This window comes from Thermococcus henrietii (assembly GCF_900198835.1).
Lineage (GTDB): Archaea > Methanobacteriota_B > Thermococci > Thermococcales > Thermococcaceae > Thermococcus > Thermococcus henrietii.
The window spans coordinates 1,280,349-1,300,984 of the sequence record NZ_LT900021.1; the positions used below are offsets into that span (position 1 = coordinate 1,280,349).

Sequence of the window (20,636 nt, forward strand, 5' to 3'; positions counted from 1 at the left end):
CTCACCCCTTCCTCAGCATGTCGTTGATGAGCTTTATCGCGCATAAATCACCGCACATCGAGCAGGCCTCGGTTTTTGTCGGCCTCTCCTTCCTTATCTCAATGAACTTCTCCCTGTCCTGGCTCAGTTCGAACTGTCCAGCCCAGTCAAGCCTTCCGCGCGCGAGGCTCATGAGGTAGTCCTTTTTAAAGTCGGCCTCGAAGCGAGTCAAATTGACCGCGTGGGCGGCTATCTTCGCCGCTATAACTCCCTCGCGGACGTGCTCAACAGTCGGCAGTCCGAGGTGCTCGGCTGGAGTAACGTAGCACAGGAAGTCCGCGCCGTTCAAAGCCGCTATCGCTCCCCCTATGGCAGACGTGATGTGGTCGTAGCCAGGGAATATGTCTGTAACGATTGGGCCGAGGACGTAGAAGGGTGCGTTGTCAGTTGCAATCTTCGCGAGCTTTATCTGGGCCGGAATCTGGTCAATTGGCACGTGGCCCGGCCCTTCGACCATCGTCTGGACCCCGGCTTCCCTCGCGCGCCTTACGAGCCTTCCGAGGGTGTAAAGCTCGGCAATCTGAAGCTCGTCGCCGGCATCTGGAAGGCCGCCGGGTCTAAGTCCATCGCCGAGGCTCAGAACAACGTCGTACTCCCTGGCGAGTTCAAGCAGGTAGTCGTAGTCCCTGTAGAACGGGTTCTCCTCGCCCCAGTGGAGTATCCACGCCGCGAGGAAGGTTCCTCCGCGCGAGACCATGCCAACGACTCTTTTCACCCGTTTCATCTTCTCGACGACTTCTTTAGTAACTCCGACGTGAATCGTCGTGTAGTCAACGCCGTCCCTGAAGTGCTTCTCAACGGCCTTCCACATGTCGTCCTCGGTCATCTCGATGATGGCCTTTCCTTTGGCTAACATCTCCTCGGCGACTTGGTAGATTGGAACTGTGCCGATGGGCACGTCAACCGCCTTCATTATAGCCTTCCTTATCGAATCGAGGTCACCCCCTGTGGAGAGGTCCATTATCGTGTCGGCGCCGTATTTCACGGCGACCTTAGCCTTCTCTATCTCCGCCTTAACGTCCACTATGTCGCGCGACGTTCCAATGTTGGCGTTGACCTTAACGCGGACGACGTTGCCCACCGCGACCGGCTTAACCCAGTCGTGGCGGACGTTCCTGAATATCACAGTGTGCCCCTTTGCCACGCTCCTCCTGAGCTTTTCGGCGCTTATCCCCTCCCGCTCGGCGATAAACTTCATTTCCTCCGTGATTACTCTGCGCCTTGCCTCCTCAAGCTGGGTCATTCCAATCACCCGGTTTTAAAACCTGTTTATAACAAAGTTTTTAAATTTCAAAATTTAGTTTTAGACGAACCTTAATAAGGTTTTGGGTGGTGATCATGAGGGAGATAGAGATAAGCAGGGCGATAATAGAGGCCTACACCGCCGAGCTTCTCGAAAGCCTGAGCCTCGACGTTGCTATTGTAGGAGCTGGCCCCTCGGGGATGGTAGCAGGCTACTACCTTGCCAAGAACGGTGCGAAGGTGGCAATCTTCGAGAAGAAGCTCTCAATCGGGGGCGGAATCTGGGGCGGTGCGATGGGCTTCAACAAAATCGTCGTTCAGGAGGAGGCGAGAGAAATCCTCGACGAGTTCGGGATAGACTACAGACCATCCGGAAACGGCCTCTACGTTGCCGACGCCATCGAGACGGCTACGACGATAGCGAGCAGGGCCGTAAAGGCCGGCGTGAGGTTCTTCAACATGGTTGAGGTTGAGGACTTGGTTCTCAAGGAGAACCGCGTCGCGGGAATCGTAATAAACTGGACGCCGGTGATGATGACGGGCCTCCACGTGGACCCGCTCACGGTCGAGGCGCGCTTTGTGATTGACGCCACCGGTCACGGAGCGCAGGTTACGGGACACCTCGTCAGGCGCGGTTTCCTCCAGGTTCCGGGGGAGGGGCCGATGTGGGCCGAGAGGGGGGAAGAGCTAACAGTGAAGAACACGAAGGAAATCTTCCCGGGCCTCTACGTTACGGGAATGGCCGCCAATGCCATCGCTGGAGCGCCGAGGATGGGGCCGATATTCGGCGGAATGTTCCTGAGCGGAAGGAAAGCGGCCCTCGAAATCCTTGAGAAGCTGAGGTGATGGGATGGCCGTCCTGATTGTAGCGGGCCTCGACACTGGTGGAGGAGCCGGTTTAAAGGCCGACATCGAGACGGTCTCCGCTCTGGGCGAGCACCCGCTCCCGGTTCTGACGGCGGTGACCTACCAGAACCCCTCCGAAATGAGGGGCTACCACACCCTTCCACCCGAGGTTGTAAGGGAGCAGATACGGGCTGTTAAGGACGGCTTCGAAGTTAAAGCGGTTAAAATCGGGATGCTCGGGAGCGGTGGGGTTGCCCGGGTCGTGAGGGGAGAGACTGAAGGCTTTATCCGGGTTTTCGACCCGGTGATTGCCTCAAGCACCGGAAAAAAGCTCATTGACGACGTCAAAGTGCTCAAGACCCTCGTCCCGGGCTCGATAGTCACGCCCAACGTCCCGGAGGCCGAAGCGCTCACTGGAGTTAAAATCAGCTCGGTTGAGGATATGGGAAAAGCCGCGAAGGCCCTCGTGGAAAAACTTGGCGCCGAGGGCGCGGTCGTAACGGGGGGACACATTGACCTCACCGACGTCCTCTACTGGCGCGGGAAGCTCTACGAGTTCCCGGGAGAAAAGGCAGAGGGCTTCACCCACGGAACCGGCTGTGCTTTCTCCTCGGCTCTGGCGACGTTCCTCGCCAAAGGACTTGAGCTTCCGAAAGCCGTCGAGATGGCGAAGCGCTTCGTTGAAGGGGCAATAAGGTTCTCAAAGGTCAAGGCAAAGGCGGTTAATCCACTCTGGGAGCTGGAGAGAAACTCTTACCGCTGGAAAGCTGAGAAAGAGCTTGAAAAAGCGGTTGAAGGGCTGGTGGCCTTTGGAGAGAGGCTCAACCCGCACGTCCCGGAGGTGGGAACCAACTTCGCCCTCGCGACGCCCTTTGGAGAAGTCTTCGCCGTCAAGGGCAGAATCGTCCGCTACGGGAAGACCGTAAAGCCCGTCGGCCCCGTTGAACTCAACGCCAGCGACCACCTGAGGAGGGCCCTCCTCAGGATGCGCGGGTTCTATCCGGAGCTTAAAGCGGTTCTGAACCTCCGCTACTCGAAGGAACTGATAGAGAAGGCGGAGGAACTCGGCCTCGTCGTTTCGTTCTACGACCGCAGGGAAGAACCCGAGGAAGTTAAGAGGGCAGAGAGGGGGACGATGGAGTGGGGCATCGAGACGGCAGTAAAGAGGGCCGGAGAAAGGCCCGACGTAATTTACCATCTCGGCGACTGGGGAAAGGAGCCGATGGTTCTGGTCTTCGGGAGGGACGCGGGGGAGGTCGTGGAGAGAGTGCGGAAGCTCTTGGGCTAACGTTTTAACTCCCTCTTCCCTATTTATCCCGGTGATTCCATGCTCATTAGGGGGAAGGTTATCGATAGCGAAATCCCGCGCTTCAAGCACCGCTGGTTCGGAATCCTCGAAGTTGAAGCCGGTGGAGAAAAATACCGGCTCTACATGACGGGCAACGTCGCCCAGTGGTTTCTGAACGGTGATGAGGTTGAGGTCGAAGTCCTCCATAAGCCAAAGGAGAAGGATGGCGTCAAGGTTCTCGACTTCGATGACTACAAGCTCTGGAAGTTCTACGAGGGCGATAGAATTCCGGTGTGGCCCCTCTTCGAGAAAACCGTCGAGGCCAAGCGCTACTCGCCTTTGACCGGGGAGCTCCTCTACACCTACAAAATCAGGGCGAGGGAGGCGAAATACGAGTCCGACTTCGAGGCGATAGCCGAGCTGGAGCAGTACCACTACGCGAGCCAGAAGGAGAAGGTGGCCTTATGGCGCTGTGAGAACGGCCACATCTTCGAGGCGAACACGAAGCAGAAGTGCCCAATCTGCGGGGCCGAGAGCCACATACTCGAGATAAAGGGTTCAACTCCAGCGTCGCGCTTTCTCATCTTTGAGCTCGTCGAGAGGGAAGAATACGAGCCCAGGATTCTCAGCTACGTCCGCGTTGACCCGCCGATACCGCTCATGCACCGCCGCTTGCCGAACGGCGAAATTGAGAAGAACATCCGCGAGAAGGTCTTTCCCGAGGAGTGGTTCCACCCGGCATTCTGGCCGGAGCGCATAATGAAGGAGCTCTACGAGGAGCTGAAGAGGAAGTACGGGAAGAGGAGAATAGCCCGCTCCTACCTCTGGGAGCAGGCCAAGTGGAGGGCCCTGGCCGAGACCAACACCGCTGGAGCAAGGATTGCGCGCGTCGTCGTTCACCCCGACTACCGCTCCGACGGGCTGGGTCAGTTGAGCGTCAAGTCGGCCCTCGACTGGATAGCCGAGCGCAGGATTCCGGAGATGAGGAAGAGGAAGCAGGTCGTCGAGACCATAGCGCAGATGGCCCGCTACAACCCGTTCTTCGAGAAGGTCGACTTCAAGTTCCTCTGGGAGACCGCGAGCGGAAGGCCGGTTCTCTTCTACCCGCTGACCGAGGAGGCTAAAGAGTACATCGAGCGCTTTTTGAAGGAGGACCCCTACGCTCCAAAGGACGGAAGGCTCTGGAAGCCGAGCTACGGAAAGGTTGAGCCCTTGGCCGGGCCGATAGTCTTCAAGAACGTCAGCAAGGTCTTCGAGAGCGAGCTCGACATAAAGGGCCTGCCCGAGGAGATTCAGGAACTGCTGAAGGCCTTTGGAGTGAGACACCGCGTTATCCAGAGGCCCGTTCTGAGGAACCTGAACTTCGAAATCCAGCCGGGCGAGCTTATAGCCGTTGTCGGCGCGAGCGGGGCGGGGAAAACGACACTGCTGAGGCTCATCCTTGGAGCGGCCAACGGCTGGTGGGAGGAGCACTTCAGGCCGACGGAGGGTGAGATTGAGGTTCCAGACAACGCCAAGGTCTCGGTCATGATTCCTGGCGAGTTCGAGCCGACCTTTGGAACCGAGAGCATCTTAGAGCACGTTTACAGGAAGATAGGCGACCTCAACGCCGCCGTGGAGATACTCAACAGGGCGGGTTTGAGCGATGCCGTCCTCTACAGGGCGAAGTACGGCGAGCTGAGCACGGGCCAGAAAGAGAGGGCGAGGATAGCCTCGCTCTTGGCAGAAAAGCCCAACCTGCTCCTGATAGATGAATTCTCGGCCCACCTCGACACGCTGACGGCAATGCGCGTCGCCAAGAAGGTCGCCGAGATAATCCGCGAGGCTGGCATAACCGCCCTGATAATCACCCACAGGCCCGAAGTGCTGAAGGCCCTTGACCCGGACAGGGTGCTCTTCGTGGGCTACGGGACGGCGAGGCTAAAGAACGCAAAGGATGTCGAAAAACGCTGAGCCGAGCCAGTGAAGGAGGAAGCTCGGGGCAAAGCTCTCCCCTTCCAAATCCATTTTTGCGAAGATTATTCCTGCCGCCAACGCGTAGGGCACCTCTATTCCGGGCTTCCCTAAGTGGACGAGGGTGTAGGGGATGTCCTGGAGGACTATCGCCAGCCACTCGTTCTTTCTGGCGAGAGGGAAGAGAAGGAAGCCCCTATAAAAGGCCTCGTGGGCAAGCATTATCAGCCCCATGCCGAGCTCCCCGAGGAGGAAGCTTCCCGGGCCCGAGTAGGGGAAGACCGGGTAGTAGTTTCGCATCGAGGGAATAGTGGCACCGTAGAGGCTGAGCGGAATCGAGAGGGCGAGGAACAGGAGGAACAGCTTAATGCCTTTGCGGTTGGGAAACCTGAGTCCCAGCTCCTCCGGCCTGAAGCCGAGGGCCGTTGAGATTGCCAGAGGAACGATTAGGTATGCAATTAGGACAACGGCAACGTGCTCCCAGAACGAGGCGGGGATTAACCAGGGGACGAAGCTCAGTGGAAAGAGGAGGGCGTAGAGAAGCGAAGCTTTGCCCATTCCTCACACCATGAAGCTTATCTGGACCGTGTTGGCGTAGCGCCTGACTTCGATTCCGCGGTTTGTGAAGGCTATTCCTATCTCCAGGGGCCTCTTGGGGTTCGCCCTTCTGATGACGCGGATTCCGACCTCGTCGCCGATTCTGTCCTTGTTGAGCCTGTTGATGTGGTCGTAGAGCAGTCTGAGGAAGTTCCGGTAATCCTGCATCTCCTCCAAGAACTCCCTCTGCTCCGGGTTTAGCCTGGGGTAGAGGTAGCGGTGGAAGAACCAGTCGAAGGAGCTGTAGGTCTCGGAGGCGTGGGCGAAGAGGAGCTTGTAAAAGTCTATGTTCTTGTTGCCGAAGGCCGAGTCCATGTACTCGATGGCTTTCCCGAGGTAGCTCGCGGCCTCGCTGAGCTTCATCCTTATGAGCCTCACGTCGAGGTCGTTTCCCCTAAGCAGAAGCTGGATGTAGCGCCCGCCCCCATAGTCCATGTAAATCGTGTTGTAGAATAGCACCAGACTGGAGGGGCGAACCGTCATGTACTGAGTGAGCCTTCTTATGACGTCCGAGAGCCGGTTCAATCCCCGTGGGTCCCCGATGAGGAGCGCCTCCATCCCGTAGAGGTTTTCGTGGATAACGACATCGTTGTCGAGCCAGAACTCAACCTCCCTTCTCCAGCCCGGCATGTTGTAGCGGTTCAGGATTCTCAAGTCGAGTATCGAAACGGGGACCTCCTTCTGAACCCTGCCGAAGCGCTTCTTGAAGATGACGACGGGGTGATAGCCGCTCGCAGGGTTGAGGTACGAGACTGGAATCTCCATAACGCGCCTGAGGGCCAAGAGAGCGTCCCTAATCTTCGGAACATCGTCCTTTGTGAACCTGCTTCCCAAGTCCTGAAGGAGAACCTCAAAGCGACTCGCCATGCGCACCCCCAGAAAAGAAATGAGGTTGGGGGTTAAAAACCTCACTCCGACTTCTCTTCCTTCTCCTCTGCGGCCTTGGTCTTCTTCTTGCTGGTGGTCTTCTTGGTGGTCGTTCTCCTGGTCTTCCTGCCCTTGGTGCTCTTCCTGGTTCTCTTCTTGGGCTTCTCCTCCTTCCCCTCGGCCTTCTCCGCTTCCTCCTTCGGCTCCTCTGTCTCCTTGGTTTTCTCCTCGGCAGGCTTCTCCTCCTGGACGGTTTCGGTGGTCTCCTCGGTGGCTTCGGCAGTCTCAGTGGGCTCGGCTTCTTCAACCTTTTCCTCAACGACCTCTTCCTCTGCTTCAGCCTCCTCGGGTGGCTTGAGGAGCTCCTCGATGTTGGGCTTGAAGGTTATCTCCTCGTAGCCAAGGAACTTGAGGTCGCTCTCGAGGAGCATCTCGCCGATGGCCAGCGTTCCCCTGTCGACCTCGTCGAGGACCGGGGTGAAGTCAACGACGACGTCCTTCTCGCCGACCTCGATGACGACCTTGTTGGCGTCAACCCTCGGGAGGCGGAGTTCAATCATGGCCTTGACCTTCTCTATCGGGTCCTCGACCTTCTCGACTATCTCAACCTCATAGATAAGGTGCTTGCCGGCGTAGGGGTGGTTGAAATCGACCCTGACACGGCCCCCGCTGACGGTGAGAACCCTTCCCTTGAGCTTCCTTCCGCCCTCGGTCTCAATCTCGACCGGCATTCCGGGGAACGGGATTATACCCTGCCTCCTGAACTGGCCGAGGGTGAAGGTCTTGATGAGCTTTCTGTCGCGCTTTCCAAAGCCCTTCTCGGGCGGAATCTCTATCTCATACTTCTTACCGACCTCAAGGCCCTCAAGGGCTTCGTCGAGACCCTGAAGGACGTGGCCTGCCCCAACCGCTATCGGAACGGGGCCGTAAACGCCGTTTTCCTTGTAAATACCAGCCTGCTTGGCTATCTCCTCATCGGTAGTGTCGAAAATCTCGCCGGTTTCCTTAATCCTTCCGGTGTAGCGGAGCCTTATGACGTCTCCCTTCTCAACCTTGACCATCTTTACAACCCCCTTTTTCAGGCTCTAACCGGAGTTGTGGAGTTGGTTTTTAAGCTTTCCCGCAACGATAAGCTAATAAAAAGGCCCTCCCAAAAGGCCCCGGTGGTGGGAATGGCGATTAGGATATACAACACCCTCACGAGGCAGAAGGAGGAGTTCAAGCCCCTTCGCGAAGGCGAGGTTAGAATGTACGTCTGCGGTCCGACGGTTTACGATTACCCCCATCTCGGCCACGCGAGGACTTACATTGCCTTCGACGTCGTCAGGCGCTACCTTGAGCACAGGGGTTACACGGTTCTCATGGTGATGAACTTCACGGACATAGACGATAAAATCATCAAGCGCGCCAACGAGACCGGAGAAGACCCAAAGGAGCTCGCGGAGCGCTTTTTGAGGATTTTCCTCGAGGACATGAAAGCTTTAAAGGTCAAGCCGGCCGACGTCTACCCGCGCGTCACCGAGCACATGGACGAGATAATCAACTTCGTGAAGAAGCTGGAGGAGAAGGGCTATGCCTACGAGGGCTCTGACGGCGTTTACTTCGAGGTCAGGAAGTTCAAGGACTACGGAAAGCTGAGCAAGATAAAGCTCGAGGACCTCGTGAAGGGCGCTCGCGTCGAGCCCGGTGAAGGCAAGAGGAACCCCGAGGACTTTGCCCTCTGGAAGAAGGCAAAGCCCGGCGAGCCCAAGTGGGAGAGCCCCTGGGGTGAGGGAAGGCCCGGCTGGCACATCGAGTGCTCCACGATGAGCAGTAAGTACCTCGGCGAGAGCTTCGACATCCACGGCGGAGGAAACGACCTCATCTTCCCGCACCACGAGAACGAGATAGCCCAGAGCGAGGCCTGCTTCGGCCACGAGTGGGTTCACTACTGGATGCACACCGGCTTCCTGATGGTGAACGGCGAGAAGATGAGCAAGAGCCTCGGTAACTTCGTAACCGTTAGAGAACTCCTCAAGCGCTACGACCCGGAGGTTATAAGGCTCTTCGTCCTCCAGAGGCACTACCGCTCGCCCCTCGACTACAGCGAAGAAGGTATAGAGCACGCCAAGAACAACCTTGAGAGGCTCTACAACACTCTCGAAAACATCCGCGTGGCGATGGAGAGGGCTGAAATATCCTTCCGCTGGGACGAGCCCGAGTTCAGGGCCTACGAGGCCATAAGGGACGCCAGGAAGAAGTTCTACGAGGCCATGGACGACGACTTCAACACGGCCGAGGCCTTGAAGGCGGTCTTCGAGGTCAGCAACGCGGTCAACCGCTACCTCACCGAGGTGGAAAAGCCGAAGGAGAGCATCCTCAGGAAGGCGTGGGAGTTCTTCAAGGACGTCGGCGAGGTCTTCGGCCTGTTCGAGGACTACTTCAAGGAGCAGAAGGCCGGAAACGAGGAGGAACTCATAAACCTGCTCGTTGAGGTAAGGAGCCAGCTCAGGAAGGAGAGGAAGTTCGATTTGGCCGACAAAATCAGGGACGAGCTGAGGAAGCTCGGAATCCAGCTGGAGGACACACCGCAGGGAACGGTCTGGAAGAGGATTAAGGTTTGAGCGTTCTTTTTTAAAAATTTAAAGGGACGTCACCAGGGATACCTGATGACGTTACCCGGTCTAACCTTCTCATCTATGAACTGCTGGAGGGGAACCCCCGTCCAGCCGCTCACTCCCTCTCCCGTGAACTTCGCTATCTTCATGCCCGGCGCAAGGCTCTCAAGGTGCTCAAGGAGCTTTAAGAGCCCGTCGAATGTGAAGGTCGTCCTTATCATGCCGTCGTTGTACGGTGGCCAGTCCACGAGCATCGCCCAGCCGTTCTCTGTGATAATCTTCTCAAGAAGAATATTCGGGTCAGCCTCAAACTCGTTGAACTTGTTGTCCCACTTTAAGTTGTTAATCGTGCCGTACTCTTTTCCCATAAACACCGGGACGTTTGCGTGGCCACCTATCATGTTTGTATACTGCATACCTGCGATGTAGTATTCAAGGCCCGGCACGTCAGCCAAGCGGAGTATTCCAGCCGCCATGGTGGACATCATTATGCAGTTTCCACCGTGGCTCAAGAAGCCGTCGTCTATCGTCATGAAGAACAGCTCGGAGTGGAACCACAGGTCGAGTCCAGCTATGTGCAGGTTCACTCCCTTAATGACGTACCACTGCCTGTCCCCGAAGACGATGCTCATCATGGTGTCAAGGCTTTGATTTTCCAGTTTCCTCATGAGCCCGGCAACCATTGCAGTTCCAGGGGAGAGTTCGTTGCTTATCATTGCAACGTATGCGTTCTTGCAGTACATCACGTTTGGACCATGGGAGCTTTTATAATTCTCCCAGCGCTCGTATTCTTTTGGATAGAGCCTTTCCATGATTTCCGGATAATAGGGCCAGACAGTTGCGTGGAGCCTCGCGGCAAAGTACAGGGCCCACAGCTCATCAGTTTCGTTGTTGAACTCCGTGTTTTCCTTCAGGACCTTTATAAGGCTCCGCTCCTCCTCCGTTAGGTTGGGGAGGTCGTCTTTGGTTGCGTACATCCTCACAACCTCGGCGAGCCCAGGGTCCTTCGAGGTGTCGTTCCTTCCCATGAGAGGGTACCAGACGTAGCGGTCGTTGAACACCAGCACGACGTTCTTGGGCTTATCGTTCACAACCTTTCCGTCGTAGCGAACGAGCTTGACGGTTCCACCCGATTCGTAGGCGACGAAGGCGCTTCCATTCCCGGTCACGACGAGGTACGGGTTCACTCCCTCGGACTTGTACTTGAAGTAGAGGAACTCTGCCATCGAAAGCGGCGGCGCCCTCCAGCCGGCGGCCTTCAGCGCCGAGCCGAGGAAGTAGAGGCGGAGGTCGATGAAGGGGAGGAACGCGGAGGTGTTGTAATAAATCTCGCGGTATCCGATTGGCTTGAACTGGTTTATACTGAACCGTCCCCATGAGAACTTGTCAGCGTAGCCTTCGTTTATTTTCTCCTGTATCTCCTTGTAGAGCCTCTCTTCTTCATAAAAGTTGTCCGTCCTCACCATGTAGTAGTCCCACATGCCCGGATGTGTAGTGAGGAGTTCGTTGAAGAGCTCGTCCGCCTGGAGGTATATCTCCGGGTGGTCCACTGCGAGGGTTCTCGATTCGTATATCGCGTACTTGTACTGGGGCAGTTCCCCGGCTTTCTCGGCTATATCCATCCACGCGTTGAAGTGCATGGTGCGAACGAGTTCCTTCCACGACTTTGTTAAGCGAAGTTTTTCAAAGGATTGCTTTGTGAAGTAGTCCATTGACAGAACAACGTTGTCCTTCCAGACCTTTGTTTCCTTCGATTTCTTTACGTTTATATCAAAGTATCCGCTTTGCGACGGACCGTACCTGAGCGTTATAGCCTTCTCAAAGAAAACCTGCAGTTTAAACCTTCCCTGTGAGTTTACGATACCACTCCCCGCCTTGCCCACCCTGCAGTAAGCCACCTGAACACGATAGCCGACGGCAGGGTTTACGAAATCCAAGGTCAGTACGCCGGAAATCGTTCTGGGCTTGAGGTTTTTCACCTGAAGGGCCCTAGCTTCAAAATGACTCCCATCGCTTGCGTTGAACTCGAAATCAACAAGACCTGCTTCCTTTGAGAAGTAGGCAACTCCCCTTCCCCGGAGGTAGTCCCACCTGATGGACGTGCTGTCGATGTTCACCCGTACGCACTCTTTGCAGTGAACGCCGTTGACGGTTACGTTGCCAAGCAGAGTTGCTGTGTACCATGCGGACTGCCAGCTCCAGGATGAGCCGTTTTCGGTCGAGAGGGGTAGATAAATCAGGAACCAGTAAGAGGCAGGAAGTGCTGAAGGACATCCAGCTCTGATGTAAATTGCATTCCTAATAACTCCGCTGAGTGCAGAATCCATGAAATAGCCTGTACCGTTTATACCCGTGAACGTCAGCAGGAACTCGCCCGAGGACGCGTATTGAGAAACGACCTCAACCGTGTAGTTTAGGCCCCTTTTCTCGTCCGTCATGCGGTAGAGGATGTAATGCCCGGGGTTCGTCGGGAAGTATTCCACAAAGTTTATCATGCCTTCATTCAACTGCTGTGATTCACTTGGAGTGCTTGTGGCGTTCGAAGTCTGAGACTGGTTCTCGGAGACATTGGAGGACGATGCGGGTGGAGTGGAGGTCGTTGTTGTCTCGTTTTCCGCTATCTGTGGGGTGGTCGTGGTTTGGGTCTGCGAATTCTCCAGATTCTTCGTTGCGGTTGTAGTGGAGGGAGAAGGGTTTGAGGTTGACGAAACCTGAGACGTACTCGACGAAAACGTGTGTGGAGTTGTGGACGTCGTTTCCGTGGCTACCTGACTCTGACTGAGGCACATGGAAACGAAGGTCATGGCAACCACAACTATCAGAATTGCGGCGAGGGTCTTTTTCCCCATTGTTACCACCCGTTGATAGTCCTTCACTGTAGGGTACGGATGAATAAAAATATTGCTGAGTATCCAATAGGTCACACTGACGTCATGTTTAGGTTAATAGAATCAACGAGGCCGAGAACGATTCCTGCCACTATCAGGACGGCGGTTGCGGTTTTCAGGGGTAACCTAAGAGCAACGGCCGGCAGGAGGACCCGAACGAGAAACCCGAGCGGGGACGTGAAGTCAACCCACCACAGGGGAGGCTTTTTTAGGCTGGAGAGTGCGTCTTCAACGCTACCCTCAAAAACGTCAGTGTTGATGACCCCGGCGAGGACCCCCATCCTCGTTTCGACTTCGCTTGGGTAGCTCCCAACGTAAACGAACCTTGGCAGTCCCCTGGAAGGAACTTTGCCTCCTCTAAGAACCTCCGCAAACCTTTCGTCGTCAGTGAACACGCTCGCCCTCCCGACTTTTACCTCAAAGGGGGCGCTTCTGATGAACGGCAGAATCCTAACCTCCCGGTAGACTCGGTACAAAACGACTCCAAGCCCCATGAAGAGCGCCATCACGAGCGCAAACGTTGGGGAAAGTGGTTCAAAGACCCAGAGAAGGAGGAGCATGAATCCAACGTTGAGGCCGATGAACTCTGGAACCGCCTCCATTTCAACCACCTATTGAACCGCCCGGGGAAGTGATTAAAAAACACTCACGTACGTATTTAAGTGTTTCTCCCCGTTGCTGGGAGTTTTCTATCGGCAATTACTGTTGACATCAAGGGGAAGAAAGAAAGGCTCATTCAATCTTCGCACCGCAGACCGGGCAGAACTTCGCCCCCTCGGGAACTATGTGGCCGTTGGGACAGCGCTTGATTTCATGCCCGCAGTAGGGGCAGAAGCGCGCTCCGGGGGGGATAGGTTTGCCACAGTAGGGGCATATCTCCTGTTGCGCTGGCTGGGCAGGGGCTGCTTGCTGTGGTTGCTGGGGAGCTGGTGGAGCGGCGTAGGGCTGGGCCGGGGCCTGCTGGACGGGCTGCTGGAAGAGCTGGGGAACGAGCACCATTCCCGTCCCGACACTCGCGCCGGGGCTCTTGCCGAGCTCTGCCGCGACCTGCTTCACCGTGTCCATCTGCATAACCGCTTGAGCGTTGCCCGTCTGCATTATCCAGAACAGCCTCTGGCGCCACTCATCGGTGGTGTTAACGCCTTCAATCTTGACATCGACCAGCTCGAGGCCGAGCCTCCTGAAGTCCTCCATGAGCTTTATCTTAACCTGAGTGCTGACCATGTCGAGGTTCTGGAAGAGGTCGACTATCGAGTAAGCGCTGAGATGCTTCATCATGCCCTCGTTGAAGTAGGCGCGAATGAACTTGGTAACGTCGCTGGCATCATACAAGCTCTGGCCACCAACGACTTCCGTGATGAAGAGAACCGGGTCCGCGACCTTGAACCAGTAGACGCCGTAGTACTTGACCGGTGCCAATTCTCTCGTCTGCGTTTCGCCACCGTAGCGCCCCTGGAACTGCTTCATGCTGACGAAGATTATCGTTGCTTTGAAGGGGCTGTTGCTCCCGCCGACGAGCTTGTAGAGGAGTGGCAAATTCTGCGTCGTCAGCGTGTGCCTTCCGGGCCCGAGAACGTCGTAGATTTTGCCGTCGCGCATGAAAACTGCCACTTCGTACTCGTGGACTATCAGCTGGGCGCCCCACTTTATGACCTCGTTTGGATACCTCCAGATTATCTCATCTTCCCCCGGGTTGACCCATTCAATTACCTCAACCATTTCACTCACCCGCCGCGAAGCTCATTCTCTGACCGAGGACCTCCTCAAAGTTCACGAGCTTGTCATCGAGGTTGAGAACCGCCATGCCAAGGGCCTGAGGGTTCGCCACCTGGGCGTTTAACGCTTTGGCCTCGTTGAGTATCTCCTCAGCGAGCTCAATCATCTTGGCGTCGTACTCGATGAGCCTTTCAAGTTCCTTCTCCTTAAACTTGACCCGGTCGAAGTAACCGCGGTAGCCGGCCTCGGCGTGCTTTACCCTGCTCTCAAGCATCATGAGCTTCTTCCTCAGGTTTTCAATGCCCATCAGCTGTTGGCAGTTCACCATGGCGCATCTCTGCAGGGCCCTCTCAAGTTCCCTCTTTGCCTGTCCCAGAAGGTCGGCCACCTTTCCCCTAATCAGCCTGTCGTCTTCCCTGAGGAGTTCTTTCTTCTTGTAGCCGTGGAATCCGGGCACGATAAGTTCAAGCTTCTCCACAATCGAGGTTTCCTTCCCCATCTTATCACCTCAAATCGGCTGGAAGTAGAGGTTTCCGGAGCGACCCTTTATTACACCGCTCACGATTCTCTTCTTCACGGCGCCTTTAGAGCCTATCCCCCACGCGCCGACCGCCCCGGGGATTAGGCCACCCAGCAGGCCGAAGGGCGTTCCGAAGATTGCCGACGCTATGAACCCGAGAACCGCCCCGGCCCCGATTACTCCCATAGCCATCGCACTGGCTTTCTTTCTGGCACCGCTTTCAAGGGGGTATTCTGCCGAGATAACCCTTCCATCGGTTCCGTCAACGTAGCCCCAGTATTCCTTTCCAGCATACTCATAGCGGAGCTCCCAGAGCGGGTAGTGAACGAGACCGAGGTATCTTACTTCAAGTTCGAGCTCGTCCTCGCTGACGCTCTTGTCTTCCTGCCTCGCCTCTCCAATTAGGGCGTTTATCAGCGCAACCCTCGCGAGCTCTTCGGCCTTCTCCTTCGGAACCTCCGGCTCGTAGTAGTGGCCCTTCTTGACAACGTCCTCACTGAAGAAGACCTTGCCCCTAATCGGGAACGGGTAGCCCTCAAGGAGGGTCTTGAAGGGCGAGCCCGCTGGAATTCCCATGAACTGAACCTCCTCAACGGTCGGCCAGAGCCTGCTCCTTCCGTGCAGGTAGAAGAAGTAAACAGGAACCCAGTGAAGTTCTTTCTTGGTTATCTTCGCCCCGGTTATATCAGCCGGAGCGCCGTATTGCCTTGAGAGGAACTTCAGCAGAACACCGCCGGCGTCCTTCTTCATCGGCGGGAAGAAGAAGTGCTCACCGGTTTCCTTCGTGTGAACGTGGAAGGTCGTCCCGCAGTAGGGGCAGGTGGCGACCTCAACCGTGTCGGGAACCTTAAAGGTCGCGGAGCACGTGGGACAGGTAACCTCCATTTCAACCACCCCTCTCAACGCGCTGGCCTTCGAGGACCTTGAAGCCGAAGTACCCGCTCAGAACCGAGCCGAGCCCTATCGCTATCCCCGTCAGCGCGTAGGCACTCGCCGCGGCACCGTAGGCCCCACCGATAGCCCCTATCAGGATTCCAAGGGCAACGCCACCCATGTACTCCGCCCGCCTGAGGGTTGACATGGGCTCCGTCGAGGCGACCCTCTTCCCGTCCCAGCCCGCGAAAACCGAGTGGTATATCGAGTTCTCGAACTTGTAATAAACCGTCCACATCGGCAGAAGAACGAGGCGCACCTTGCTCGGTTCCTCGGCCTTCACGTCAAAGCGGTCTATCCTGTCGGCCTTGGCGGAGTAGCGGTTTCTAATGACGTCTATTGCATCCTCACGCATCATGAGCTTTGCCTGCTCCTCATCCATCTCCGTGTTGAGTATCTCCAGCTTGAGCTTCTCCCACTGCCCCTCGTCGAGGTCGAGCAGGCGCTTTTCTTCCGGCTTCGTCTTGGAGTAGTGCTTTATGATGTCGTCAACGCCGAAGCTTGCCACCTGCCTCCTGGCGGGACCTATCAGGTGGAGGGTCTCGCTCACGACGTCGTGGTAGTGCCTCTCAACGGTGTGGCACCGCGTTTCCGTGTTTCCCTCGCTGTCGGTGTAGGTTTCACACTCCTCCTCGCGGACTGTGTAATCCACATCACCGCTCACATAAACGTCCCCGACCCAGTACGGTGCGTAGTGGCCCTCAACGCCGACAACCTGAATCGAGTCCTTAATCTGCTTGAGGTCGAAGTCCTTCTCGACCATTCTCCAGAACGCTTCCGCGATTTGGTTCTTGTTGAGCGAAGGAACCAGGAACATGTCCTCCGTCCTGAGGTTCCCGGTCAGGTGGTTAGGGAAACCACAGTACGGACAGACGGCAACAATCGTTTCCGGGGTCACCTCAAGGGGTGCCCCGCATCGTTCACACTTGAAGGCCTCCATGGGCATCACTCATCTTAGTTATGTTGAAACTCCTTTTAAGGATGTCTTGAGGGGCTTCGAACCTCACTCAAACATCTGGTTTGAACTTCAAAATTCGAACTTTTTTCCAAGTTTGGGCAAATCTAGAAACCAGAAGGTTTAAGAAGCGAACTTCTTGATATTGTTCATGAATCTACAGGTGCGTTTAGGTGATGGACAATGATGGTAACGGGAACCAAATCATCTGGAAGGGGCACATTCTTATGGAGAATCAATCCCTTTGAGGTTATAGCTTCAACCTGGAAGGACGTCGTCGAGGGCTCCAAGGTCGCGGTTCCCCACGCCGTTGGCACCATGAAGACGAGCCACGGTTCAGTGGTGGAACTCGAACTCAGCGTGGTTCTCTACCCCTCGGAGAAGAGGCTCGTCGTGAAGAACGGTGACGAGGTGTACTTCCTGTTTCCGGTGAGCCCAGCCGAGGGCCCCGAAGGACTCTACGTCAAGCTGATAGAGGCGCTGGGGATGGTAGCATGAAGCGCAAGGAAGCCAGCGTTGAGATAAAGTCCGGCATGGACTCCGTTGAGGCCATACTCCACGACCCGGTGCAGTTCATAACAAACTGGCCCTACGTGGTCAAGGTAAGGGGCAGAAACCCGGTCGTGGCCGAGATAATGCTACCCCGCTTCGTCTTCAAGTTCAGGGACACCTACGAGTTCGAGTTCCACGAGGACTACAACAGCCACATCTACGAGGGAAGGGGAAAGAGGGGCAACCTGACGGTCGTGATAACCCTCAAGGAATGGCGGAAGTACGTTTCTGCCAATGTGGAGCTCTCCTACTCCGGTAGGGGTGAGTTCTTCCTCGGGAAAACCCTGGAGATACTCGTCGAGGGGATAGCCAGGAACCTCAAGGAGCTGGCGGAGGCGTCCAAGCCAATCGAAGTTGGCAAGAAGACCGAAAAGGCCATACTCGAAGTGGACTTCTCCGACCCCATGAGCGTCGCCAACTTCCTGGCAAAGGCCAAGATGGTTCACAGTGGTCTACACGTCATCCCGGAGGGAGGCTTCTTCAACGTTCTCAACGAGATTCTTGAAAAAGCGGGCAGTGAGGTTCTCTACCTCTCGGGAATAACGTCCGATGGAACCAGCGGTTTCAAGGTGCTCGTCAGGGGCAGTCAGGTTCTGGCTGTGGAACTCAGGAACGGAAGTGACGTTAAGACCATCAAGGTCGAGGGAGAGGACGGTGTTAGGGAAGCCGTTGAGCTCCTTTCAAAGGTTTCCGGGGCCTACATGGTGAACGCATGGGTTCCGGCTGGAGGTGTTTGAGATGATTAGGAACATGAACAGCTACCCGCTCTACGACGACGGTAGCCATAAGGTTTACTGGCTTGGAATTGAGGAAAGCGAGGACGAGAAGGGGATACTGACCAACCAGTACCTCGTCATTGACGGAAACGAGGGCGCGCTTATAGAGCCCGGCGGGTTCTTCGTGTTCTCCCGCGTTCTCAAGAACGTCTCCTCCCTGATTCCCCCAACGCAGATTAAGTACCTCATGTACTCGCACCAGGACCCCGACGTAGTTGCGGGCTTGAACCTCTGGTTCGAGTACGCACCGCTGGCGAAGGTTGTCATCTCGGAGCTGTGGGTGCGCTTCATTCCGCACCTGGCCGTAATGAGCGCGGGCAGAACTGTCGGAATCCCGGATAAGGGAGCAGAGTTCAAACTTGGAAACTCGACCATAAGGGCAGTTCCGGCCCACTACCTCCACAGTCCCGGTAACTTCGCCTTCTACGACGAGAAGAGCGGAATCCTGTTCAGCTCGGACATTGGAGCCGCCGCATTCTCGAAGGACGAGTGGTACCTCTTCGTTGAGGACTTCGACGAGCACACTAAGCACATGGAGGGATTCCACAGGAGGTATATGAGCTCAACGAAGGCCCTTAAGGCATGGGTCCGCTCGGTAAGGAAGCTGAAGCCCAAGATGATAGCGCCACAGCACGGGGCAATATTCAGGGACGATGACGTTGGCAGGTTCCTTGACTGGCTCGATTCGCTTGAGGTTGGAATCGACGCCTTCGAAGAGGAGTTCTACGGGGACTGAGTCCCCAGCTTTTTTACGAGCTCAAGCAACTCCCACAGGTTTTCGACGTAGTAGTCGGCCCCCTCAACCCGGCCGAAGCGGGTGACGTTGACGACCCTGGCGCCTGCACGATGACCGGCCAGAACGTCGTGAACGCTGTCCCCGACGACGAGGACCTCTTCAGGCTTCAGTCCGAGCGCTCCAAGGGCCTTGTTTATGAGGTACGGGCTGGGCTTGACGCCGTCGATGTTGGAGTAGTCCTTACCGATAACGACGTCGAAGAACTCCCTGAGGTTGAAGAGGTCGAGAACGAACTCGGTGTTCTCCTGCGAGGCGTTGCTGACCGCGGCCATCTTGAGGCCGAGCTTTCTCAGCTCCCCGAGCGCATCAACGTCCGGAAACGCCTTTATCTTCCCCTCCCTGGCCATTGCCTTTCGGTACTTGTTGTTCGCTCTGTCTATGACCTTCCACATCTCGACCGGCTCTATTCCGAGCCTCCTCACGTAGCTCCTTGGGAGTTCGCCGCTAACGGTCTTCCTGTAGATTTCGTAATCGATTTCTATCCCCGCCTTCTCGAGCGCCGGTTTAACCCACTCCTCGAACCACTTCCTGTGGTCGTAGCCCTCGTAGTAGACAAGGGTCTCGTCAACGTCGAAGATTAAACCGCGGAGCATCTCAACCCCCATGGGGAGTTAGAAGAGGGGTTTTAAATGTCTAATCCTCGAGCCTCTTAAGGAGGGCGAACTCCCTCGGGTCCCAGGCGAGTTCGTCGGTGACGAGGTAAACCCTGCCTCCCAGGAGAATCGCGTAGTCGCGGACGTCGTTGAGGAACTTCACAACTGCAGTAAAACCGTTGTGGAGCGCGAGGTACTCCGGACACGCTATGACGACCGCTTTATCCGGGTCGCTCTTGAGACTTGCCACGATGCCCTCGAGAATCCTGTGGAGTTCCCTCGGGCCAAAGAAGCCCCTCGCGGCGCTCACCGTCACGAGCTCCCACCCCGGAGGGACCCTCGCACCGGCCCTGCCGATGACGACCGCCTTCTCCTCTGGAACCTCTTTGAGGGAGTGGACTATTCTGAAATGCCCCATCCCAGGCTTGTCCACAAGGGCCCCCGCGAGGAGGGGAGTGAACGCCTTCAGCATCTTCCCACCGTCCAGTTTTGGGAGTTGGAGTTTATATCCCTTTTTTGTAAGTGGCTATGTAGGTGCATCCTCGGTCAAGGCCGATTTCATCACCCTTCAGCTGGTTAATCCATCGTCATCGGAGCTAATGAATAAAAGACACAAAATTTAAAAACTTGTTGGAACTCAGAAGAGTTCCTCGAGCTTGACGTCAATCTTGTCCGGGTTGAATGGAAGCACGTGCCTCGTGGTTTTCGGTGAGAATACTTCCCCGCGCTTGACAAGCTCCATAACGTCCTCCTTGGTCGGGGCCTTCCTGATGAAGACGTAGTCAATCTCACCCTTGGCCATGTCCTCCCTCGCATCCTCTTTGAGGCCGTAGTAGATGAGCTCTATCCTGCCCTCCTGGTTCATCTCGTCGAGGACCCTGCTGACTACCTTCTGCTCGTCGAGGCCTCCGGGGATTGCAAAGCTCTTCTCCCCGACTATGGCGAAGGCAACCTCGCCGCGCTCGGCCTTCTCCTCTGCCTCGGGGTCCTCAACGACCTCAAGGCCCTCCTTCCTGAGTCTCTCGATGACCTCGTTGAGGTCGCCCTTGAAGGCAGGATACCAGGTGTAGACCTTGACGTCGTCGCTGAAGTAGTCGAGTATGACTGAGGGAGCCCTCTTCGCGCCGAGCTTCTGAAGGCCGGCCCAGCGGTGGTGGCCGTCGACGATGAGATACTCATCCGTCCCCGGAATCTTCGCGAGGAGCATCGGCTTCCAGAATATGCCTGAGCCGGTGACGCTCTCGATGAAGTCCTCGAGCTCCTTCTGAACGAGCTGCTCGTGGGGCTTCATTTTGTCAAGTTCAATAAAAACGTAGTCAACCTTAACGGTCGGAATGTCGTACTTCGGAACCTTTTCAACTCCCATGGCAAACCCCCCGTGACTATGCAGATGGAAATCGAACCGCTCAATAAAAAGCCTTTCCGTTGAAAATTCCAACACTTTTATGGAGAATCATTGAGGTTTCTGAGTGTCTCTC

General features: G+C 56.1%; 21 protein-coding genes. 8 read left to right on the forward strand and 13 right to left on the reverse strand.

Annotated features, from left to right (window positions below; translation table 11 throughout):
- Nucleotide 1: 1 nt before the first annotated feature.
- The gene (gene thiC / locus CS910_RS07115) at nucleotides 2-1,282 is read right to left on the reverse strand and encodes a phosphomethylpyrimidine synthase ThiC (RefSeq protein WP_099210665.1); all 1,281 of its coding nucleotides are present in this window, start codon (nucleotides 1,280-1,282) and stop codon (nucleotides 2-4) included.
- Nucleotides 1,283-1,374: 92 nt separating this feature from the next.
- Between thiC and CS910_RS07120 the strand changes: the two genes are divergently transcribed.
- From CS910_RS07120 to CS910_RS07130, 3 genes are read left to right on the forward strand one after another with little or no spacing between them, the layout of a single operon-like run.
- Nucleotides 1,375-2,127 carry a sulfide-dependent adenosine diphosphate thiazole synthase gene (locus CS910_RS07120; protein WP_099212468.1) on the forward strand — a complete coding sequence of 251 codons (753 nt, stop codon included), beginning with the start codon at nucleotides 1,375-1,377 and terminating at the stop codon, nucleotides 2,125-2,127.
- A gap of 4 nt (nucleotides 2,128-2,131) precedes the next feature.
- Nucleotides 2,132-3,415 (forward strand): bifunctional hydroxymethylpyrimidine kinase/phosphomethylpyrimidine kinase, encoded by a 1,284-nt coding sequence (gene thiD / locus CS910_RS07125; protein WP_099210667.1) that lies wholly within the window; start codon nucleotides 2,132-2,134, stop codon nucleotides 3,413-3,415.
- Nucleotides 3,416-3,454: 39 nt separating this feature from the next.
- A complete protein-coding gene (locus CS910_RS07130) occupies nucleotides 3,455-5,368 on the forward strand; it encodes an ATP-binding cassette domain-containing protein (protein WP_099210669.1) in 1,914 nt (637 codons plus the stop codon).
- Here the strand turns inward: CS910_RS07130 and mrtA are convergent.
- From mrtA to CS910_RS07145, 3 genes are read right to left on the reverse strand one after another with little or no spacing between them, the layout of a single operon-like run.
- Complete coding sequence (gene mrtA, locus CS910_RS07135; protein WP_099210671.1) at nucleotides 5,336-5,926, reverse strand: CPBP family archaeomyxosortase MrtA; 591 nt, start codon at nucleotides 5,924-5,926, stop codon at nucleotides 5,336-5,338. The genes CS910_RS07130 and mrtA overlap by 33 nt on opposite strands.
- A gap of 3 nt (nucleotides 5,927-5,929) precedes the next feature.
- Nucleotides 5,930-6,832 (reverse strand): hypothetical protein, encoded by a 903-nt coding sequence (locus tag CS910_RS07140; RefSeq protein WP_099210673.1) that lies wholly within the window; start codon nucleotides 6,830-6,832, stop codon nucleotides 5,930-5,932.
- Nucleotides 6,833-6,873: 41 nt separating this feature from the next.
- The gene (locus tag CS910_RS07145; RefSeq protein ID WP_099210675.1) at nucleotides 6,874-7,893 is read right to left on the reverse strand and encodes an FKBP-type peptidyl-prolyl cis-trans isomerase; all 1,020 of its coding nucleotides are present in this window, start codon (nucleotides 7,891-7,893) and stop codon (nucleotides 6,874-6,876) included.
- Nucleotides 7,894-8,004: 111 nt separating this feature from the next.
- Between CS910_RS07145 and cysS the strand changes: the two genes are divergently transcribed.
- A complete protein-coding gene (cysS, locus tag CS910_RS07150; protein ID WP_099210677.1) occupies nucleotides 8,005-9,435 on the forward strand; it encodes a cysteine--tRNA ligase in 1,431 nt (476 codons plus the stop codon).
- A 29-nt stretch (nucleotides 9,436-9,464) separates the two neighbouring features.
- Here cysS and CS910_RS07155 read toward each other — a convergent pair whose 3' ends face one another.
- Complete coding sequence (locus tag CS910_RS07155) at nucleotides 9,465-11,924, reverse strand: hypothetical protein (RefSeq protein WP_099210679.1); 2,460 nt, start codon at nucleotides 11,922-11,924, stop codon at nucleotides 9,465-9,467.
- Between the two features lie 94 nt (nucleotides 11,925-12,018).
- Here CS910_RS07155 and CS910_RS12160 point away from each other — a divergent pair, with 94 nt between their 5' ends.
- Nucleotides 12,019-12,144 (forward strand): hypothetical protein, encoded by a 126-nt coding sequence (locus CS910_RS12160; protein WP_262926568.1) that lies wholly within the window; start codon nucleotides 12,019-12,021, stop codon nucleotides 12,142-12,144.
- Between the two features lie 205 nt (nucleotides 12,145-12,349).
- Here the strand turns inward: CS910_RS12160 and CS910_RS07160 are convergent, their stop codons facing one another.
- From CS910_RS07160 to CS910_RS07180, 5 genes are all read right to left on the reverse strand, one after another.
- Complete coding sequence (locus CS910_RS07160) at nucleotides 12,350-12,928, reverse strand: hypothetical protein (RefSeq protein WP_145955379.1); 579 nt, start codon at nucleotides 12,926-12,928, stop codon at nucleotides 12,350-12,352.
- 121 nt (nucleotides 12,929-13,049) lie between these two features.
- Nucleotides 13,050-14,036: an SPFH domain-containing protein gene (locus CS910_RS07165; protein ID WP_099210683.1), complete on the reverse strand. Its 987-nt coding sequence runs from the start codon at nucleotides 14,034-14,036 to the stop codon at nucleotides 13,050-13,052.
- A 1-nt stretch (nucleotide 14,037) separates the two neighbouring features.
- On the reverse strand, nucleotides 14,038-14,532 hold the full coding sequence (locus CS910_RS07170; protein WP_099210685.1) for a hypothetical protein: 495 nt from the start codon (nucleotides 14,530-14,532) through the stop codon (nucleotides 14,038-14,040).
- Nucleotides 14,533-14,541: 9 nt separating this feature from the next.
- A complete protein-coding gene (locus tag CS910_RS07175) occupies nucleotides 14,542-15,438 on the reverse strand; it encodes a zinc ribbon domain-containing protein (protein WP_042689426.1) in 897 nt (298 codons plus the stop codon).
- A gap of 1 nt (nucleotide 15,439) precedes the next feature.
- Nucleotides 15,440-16,432, reverse strand: a complete 993-nt coding sequence (locus tag CS910_RS07180) for a hypothetical protein (RefSeq protein WP_317450606.1) — start codon at nucleotides 16,430-16,432, stop codon at nucleotides 15,440-15,442.
- A gap of 192 nt (nucleotides 16,433-16,624) precedes the next feature.
- On the opposite strand from CS910_RS07180, the gene CS910_RS07185 reads away from it, so the two are divergent.
- From CS910_RS07185 to CS910_RS07195, 3 genes are read left to right on the forward strand one after another with little or no spacing between them, the layout of a single operon-like run.
- A complete protein-coding gene (locus CS910_RS07185; protein WP_099210689.1) occupies nucleotides 16,625-16,939 on the forward strand; it encodes a hypothetical protein in 315 nt (104 codons plus the stop codon).
- On the forward strand, nucleotides 16,936-17,730 hold the full coding sequence (locus CS910_RS07190; protein WP_099210691.1) for a hypothetical protein: 795 nt from the start codon (nucleotides 16,936-16,938) through the stop codon (nucleotides 17,728-17,730). Before CS910_RS07185 ends, CS910_RS07190 begins: the two co-directional genes overlap by 4 nt.
- A 1-nt stretch (nucleotide 17,731) precedes the next feature.
- Nucleotides 17,732-18,505, forward strand: a complete 774-nt coding sequence (locus CS910_RS07195) for an oxygen-binding di-iron domain-containing protein (RefSeq protein ID WP_099210693.1) — start codon at nucleotides 17,732-17,734, stop codon at nucleotides 18,503-18,505.
- Here CS910_RS07195 and CS910_RS07200 read toward each other — a convergent pair.
- The 3 genes from CS910_RS07200 to serK form a co-directional block, all read right to left on the reverse strand.
- Nucleotides 18,493-19,158: an HAD family hydrolase gene (locus CS910_RS07200; protein WP_099210695.1), complete on the reverse strand. Its 666-nt coding sequence runs from the start codon at nucleotides 19,156-19,158 to the stop codon at nucleotides 18,493-18,495. The two genes, CS910_RS07195 and CS910_RS07200, sit on opposite strands and share 13 nt — an antisense overlap.
- 40 nt (nucleotides 19,159-19,198) lie before the next feature.
- Complete coding sequence (locus CS910_RS07205; protein WP_099210697.1) at nucleotides 19,199-19,630, reverse strand: DUF835 domain-containing protein; 432 nt, start codon at nucleotides 19,628-19,630, stop codon at nucleotides 19,199-19,201.
- A 165-nt stretch (nucleotides 19,631-19,795) separates the two neighbouring features.
- Nucleotides 19,796-20,524: an L-serine kinase SerK gene (gene serK / locus CS910_RS07210; protein ID WP_099210699.1), complete on the reverse strand. Its 729-nt coding sequence runs from the start codon at nucleotides 20,522-20,524 to the stop codon at nucleotides 19,796-19,798.
- Nucleotides 20,525-20,636: the final 112 nt, after the last annotated feature.

Bases quoted from the DNA above. Each gene is read 5' to 3' on its own strand.
- thiC (WP_099210665.1), bottom strand. From the start codon at position 1,282: ATGACCCAGCTTGAGGAGGCAAGGCGCAGAGTAATCACGGAGGAAATG.
- thiD (WP_099210667.1), top strand. From the start codon at position 2,132: ATGGCCGTCCTGATTGTAGCGGGCCTCGACACTGGTGGAGGAGCCGGT.
- CS910_RS07130 (WP_099210669.1), top strand. From the start codon at position 3,455: ATGCTCATTAGGGGGAAGGTTATCGATAGCGAAATCCCGCGCTTCAAG.
- mrtA (WP_099210671.1), bottom strand. From the start codon at position 5,926: ATGGGCAAAGCTTCGCTTCTCTACGCCCTCCTCTTTCCACTGAGCTTC.
- CS910_RS07140 (WP_099210673.1), bottom strand. From the start codon at position 6,832: ATGGCGAGTCGCTTTGAGGTTCTCCTTCAGGACTTGGGAAGCAGGTTC.
- CS910_RS07145 (WP_099210675.1), bottom strand. From the start codon at position 7,893: ATGGTCAAGGTTGAGAAGGGAGACGTCATAAGGCTCCGCTACACCGGA.
- cysS (WP_099210677.1), top strand. From the start codon at position 8,005: ATGGCGATTAGGATATACAACACCCTCACGAGGCAGAAGGAGGAGTTC.
- CS910_RS07155 (WP_099210679.1), bottom strand. From the start codon at position 11,924: ATGATAAACTTTGTGGAATACTTCCCGACGAACCCCGGGCATTACATC.
- CS910_RS07165 (WP_099210683.1), bottom strand. From the start codon at position 14,036: ATGGTTGAGGTAATTGAATGGGTCAACCCGGGGGAAGATGAGATAATC.
- CS910_RS07170 (WP_099210685.1), bottom strand. From the start codon at position 14,532: ATGGGGAAGGAAACCTCGATTGTGGAGAAGCTTGAACTTATCGTGCCC.
- CS910_RS07175 (WP_042689426.1), bottom strand. From the start codon at position 15,438: ATGGAGGTTACCTGTCCCACGTGCTCCGCGACCTTTAAGGTTCCCGAC.
- CS910_RS07180 (WP_317450606.1), bottom strand. From the start codon at position 16,432: ATGCCCATGGAGGCCTTCAAGTGTGAACGATGCGGGGCACCCCTTGAG.
- CS910_RS07185 (WP_099210689.1), top strand. From the start codon at position 16,625: ATGATGGTAACGGGAACCAAATCATCTGGAAGGGGCACATTCTTATGG.
- CS910_RS07190 (WP_099210691.1), top strand. From the start codon at position 16,936: ATGAAGCGCAAGGAAGCCAGCGTTGAGATAAAGTCCGGCATGGACTCC.
- CS910_RS07195 (WP_099210693.1), top strand. From the start codon at position 17,732: ATGATTAGGAACATGAACAGCTACCCGCTCTACGACGACGGTAGCCAT.
- CS910_RS07200 (WP_099210695.1), bottom strand. From the start codon at position 19,158: ATGCTCCGCGGTTTAATCTTCGACGTTGACGAGACCCTTGTCTACTAC.
- CS910_RS07205 (WP_099210697.1), bottom strand. From the start codon at position 19,630: ATGCTGAAGGCGTTCACTCCCCTCCTCGCGGGGGCCCTTGTGGACAAG.
- serK (WP_099210699.1), bottom strand. From the start codon at position 20,524: ATGGGAGTTGAAAAGGTTCCGAAGTACGACATTCCGACCGTTAAGGTT.